The organism is Cupriavidus sp. SK-3 (assembly GCF_000611145.1).
In the GTDB taxonomy this organism is placed as follows: Bacteria; Pseudomonadota; Gammaproteobacteria; order Burkholderiales; family Burkholderiaceae; genus Cupriavidus.
This window is the reverse complement of sequence record NZ_JFJV02000261.1, coordinates 1-2,705: the sequence shown is the minus strand read 5'-3', so window position 1 is coordinate 2,705 and position 2,705 is coordinate 1. Positions and strand designations below refer to the sequence as shown.

Here is a 2,705-nt window from a genome sequence, read left to right as displayed (position 1 = left end):
ACATGGGTCCCTCTTTTCCGCTCTTTTTGCCCGCCGACGAGGCGCCCCATACGGCCTGGTATACCTTGACGGCTCGCTTCGCATCGCGTGGGGGGCTCGCTTTGCATCGCGCTGGGGTGCGGCTCGCTTTTCGGGCGCGCCACACGGCTGCCGCCGGTTGGCTATGCTGTTCCCGGTTCGTATGCCAAGCCCGGGACTTCGATGTCAGGCAAACATCCTGAACCTGACTACGCCGTCGGCCCCGACTTCCCGGCTGACTTCCCCCGCGTGCCACAACAGGTGCAAGTGGGCCAGCGCTTCGCCCATCGCGAACGTCATCTGGTGAATATCAAATTGCCGCTTGAACATGACGCCGACGATGTCATGCGCATTGCACGGCTTTTCCTCGCAGGCCGCGCGCGTCTCGGCCAGGCGGTCTACATGGTGCTCGCGCAGTTGCCGGATCCGCGTATGCAGGTTCCGGAAGGGCTTGCCATGCGACGGCAGGATCAGCACATCCTCGGGCAGCGGCTCGTACTTGCCGAGGGAATCCAGGTATAGCTTGAGCGGATTGGCTTCCGGTTCCATGTCGAACACGCTGACATTGGTGGAGATGCGCGGCAGCACCATGTCGCCGGAAATCAGCACATTGATGCCGGCGTTGTACAGCGCGACGTGTTCGGGCGCGTGGCCAAAGCCGGTGATCACGCGCCAGCCGGACCTGGCGGGGTCGGTGCCGATATTGACGATATCGCCGTCCATCATGCGCCGGTACTGGGTGGGCAGGTCGGGCACCAGCGTCGGGTAGTAGCTCTTGCGCGCGCGCAGCTTTTCCAGGCTGTCGGGGTCGGTCAGGCCGTGGCGGGCGAAGTGGCTGGCGGCGAAGTCGCCGCCGGCGTTGGAGCCAACGCCGCCCCCGCCACCCATCACGCGGGCGTTCATATAGTCGCCCAGGCTCATCCATAGCCGTGCGTCCCAGCGCTTGCACAGCCAGTGCGCCAGGCCGATGTGGTCGGGGTGGCAGTGCGTGGCCAGCACGCGCAGCACCGGCAGGCCTTCGAGTTCATTGGCGAATATGGTTTCCCAGTGCGCCTTGATGGTGTCGTTGGTGACGCCGCAGTCGATGATGGTCCAGCCGTCGCGGCTGTCGATGCGGTCGCGCACCAGCCACAGGTTGATGTGGTCCAGCGCGAAGGGCAGGGGCATGCGGAGCCAGTAGACGCCTGGCGCCACTTCCTGCCGCGCGCCGCCGGCGGGCATGGTGTCGCCAAACGGATATTGGAGTTGGTGTTCGAGTGCGTTCATGGGGAGTCTCTCTCGTCCGAAGCCCTGTGCATGCGCTGCCGCATGCAGGCGGGCTTTCTCGTTGTCACGGTAGCCGTCGCAAAATGGCGATGCACGCCACGGTTGCCAGCCGCTTTACTTGACGCTAACGTTAACGTCAACCGGAGCGGGCTTTTTCAATATTAAGCGAAAACTTCATTCTGTACCGAACGACCGTTCACTTTTTTACTGGGTCACCATGCCAGATTCGCCAGCCACGCCGACGTACACCATCACCGATCTCGCCCGCGAGTTCGATGTCACGCCCCGCGCTATTCGTTTCTATGAGGACCAGGGCTTGCTGTCGCCCGAGCGCGAAGGCCCGAGCGGGCGCAAGCGTGTCTATAACGGGCGCGAGCGCACCCGCCTGAAGCTCACGGTGCGGGGCAAGCGCCTGGGCCTGACGCTGAACGAAATCCGCGAGATCCTGGATCTCTACGAATCGCCGCGCGACACGGCACCGCAACTCGAGCGCTTCCTGCACTCGCTGGCGCACCATCGCGGCACGCTGGAGCGCCAGCTCGAGGACCTGCAGGCGCAGCTTGCGGAAATCGATCAGCATGAACGGCAGTGCCGGGCACTGCTGGCGGCCCAGACAGGCGTGGAAGGCCCTGCGGGCGAGGCGAAAAGCGCCTGATGCGGCATTATCAGTCGGTCTTTGGTGGATTTGATTGACGTTTACGTAAACGTAAATAGAATAGCTTCTCAGTCCATCGTCCGCGCCGGGCCTCTGCGTTGCCGGCCGGCGAACAAAAGGAAAGCCCATGCCTCTTGCCGTCGAATCCACCTCCTTGCCGGCCGCGCGCGCGGACGCGATCGCCACCAGCTTCGCCCGCCAGGGCCTGATGACCACCTTCGGCGCGGCGCTGACGCGGGTGACGCGCGGCGAGGTCGAGATCGCCATGCCGTGGTCCGAGGGCGTGACCCAGCAACACGGCTTCTTCCACGGTGGCGCCGTGGGGGCGCTGGCCGACAGTGCCTGCGGCTACGCGGCGCTGTCGATGGTGGGCGAGGGTGAGGCGGGGCTGACCGCGGAGTACAAGATCAACCTGCTGTCGCCGGCCAAGGGCGAGCGGCTGGTGGCGGTGGGCCGCGTGCTCAAGCCCGGCCGCACGCTGATCGTGGCGCAGGGCGATGTATTCACCGAGACCGCGGGCGTGCGCAAGGCGGTGGCCACCATGCTGATGACCTTGTGCGTGGTGCGCACGCTTGACCACGTCTGACACTTGTCATCCATCACCTGTCACATATCGCGGCGCAAGATTGCGAAACCCGTAAAACACAAGTAACAGAACCGGATCAGGAGACCGCCATGACCGACCTGCCAGGCCTCAAGTTCGACTTGGGCGAAGACATCGAGATGCTGCGAGAGTCCGTGCGCAACTGGGCGCAGGCCGAACTCG

The 2,705-nt window shown here is 64.4% G+C and carries 3 protein-coding genes; 2 read left to right on the top strand and 1 reads right to left on the bottom strand.

Annotated features, from left to right (window positions below; translation table 11 throughout):
- Positions 1-204: 204 nt before the first annotated feature.
- Positions 205-1,284: an MBL fold metallo-hydrolase gene (locus CF70_RS27660; protein ID WP_035872680.1), complete on the bottom strand. Its 1,080-nt coding sequence runs from the start codon at positions 1,282-1,284 to the stop codon at positions 205-207.
- Positions 1,285-1,501: 217 nt separating this feature from the next.
- On the opposite strand from CF70_RS27660, the gene CF70_RS27655 reads away from it, so the two are divergent.
- On the top strand, positions 1,502-1,939 hold the full coding sequence (locus CF70_RS27655; RefSeq protein WP_035872677.1) for a MerR family transcriptional regulator: 438 nt from the start codon (positions 1,502-1,504) through the stop codon (positions 1,937-1,939).
- Between the two features lie 127 nt (positions 1,940-2,066).
- The gene (locus CF70_RS27650) at positions 2,067-2,525 is read left to right on the top strand and encodes a PaaI family thioesterase (protein WP_045243255.1); all 459 of its coding nucleotides are present in this window, start codon (positions 2,067-2,069) and stop codon (positions 2,523-2,525) included.
- Positions 2,526-2,705: the final 180 nt, after the last annotated feature.

Excerpts from the sequence above, each read along its gene's own strand:
- CF70_RS27660 (WP_035872680.1), bottom strand. The coding sequence starts at position 1,284 with ATGAACGCACTCGAACACCAACTCCAATATCCGTTTGGCGACACCATG.
- CF70_RS27655 (WP_035872677.1), top strand. The coding sequence starts at position 1,502 with ATGCCAGATTCGCCAGCCACGCCGACGTACACCATCACCGATCTCGCC.
- CF70_RS27650 (WP_045243255.1), top strand. The coding sequence starts at position 2,067 with ATGCCTCTTGCCGTCGAATCCACCTCCTTGCCGGCCGCGCGCGCGGAC.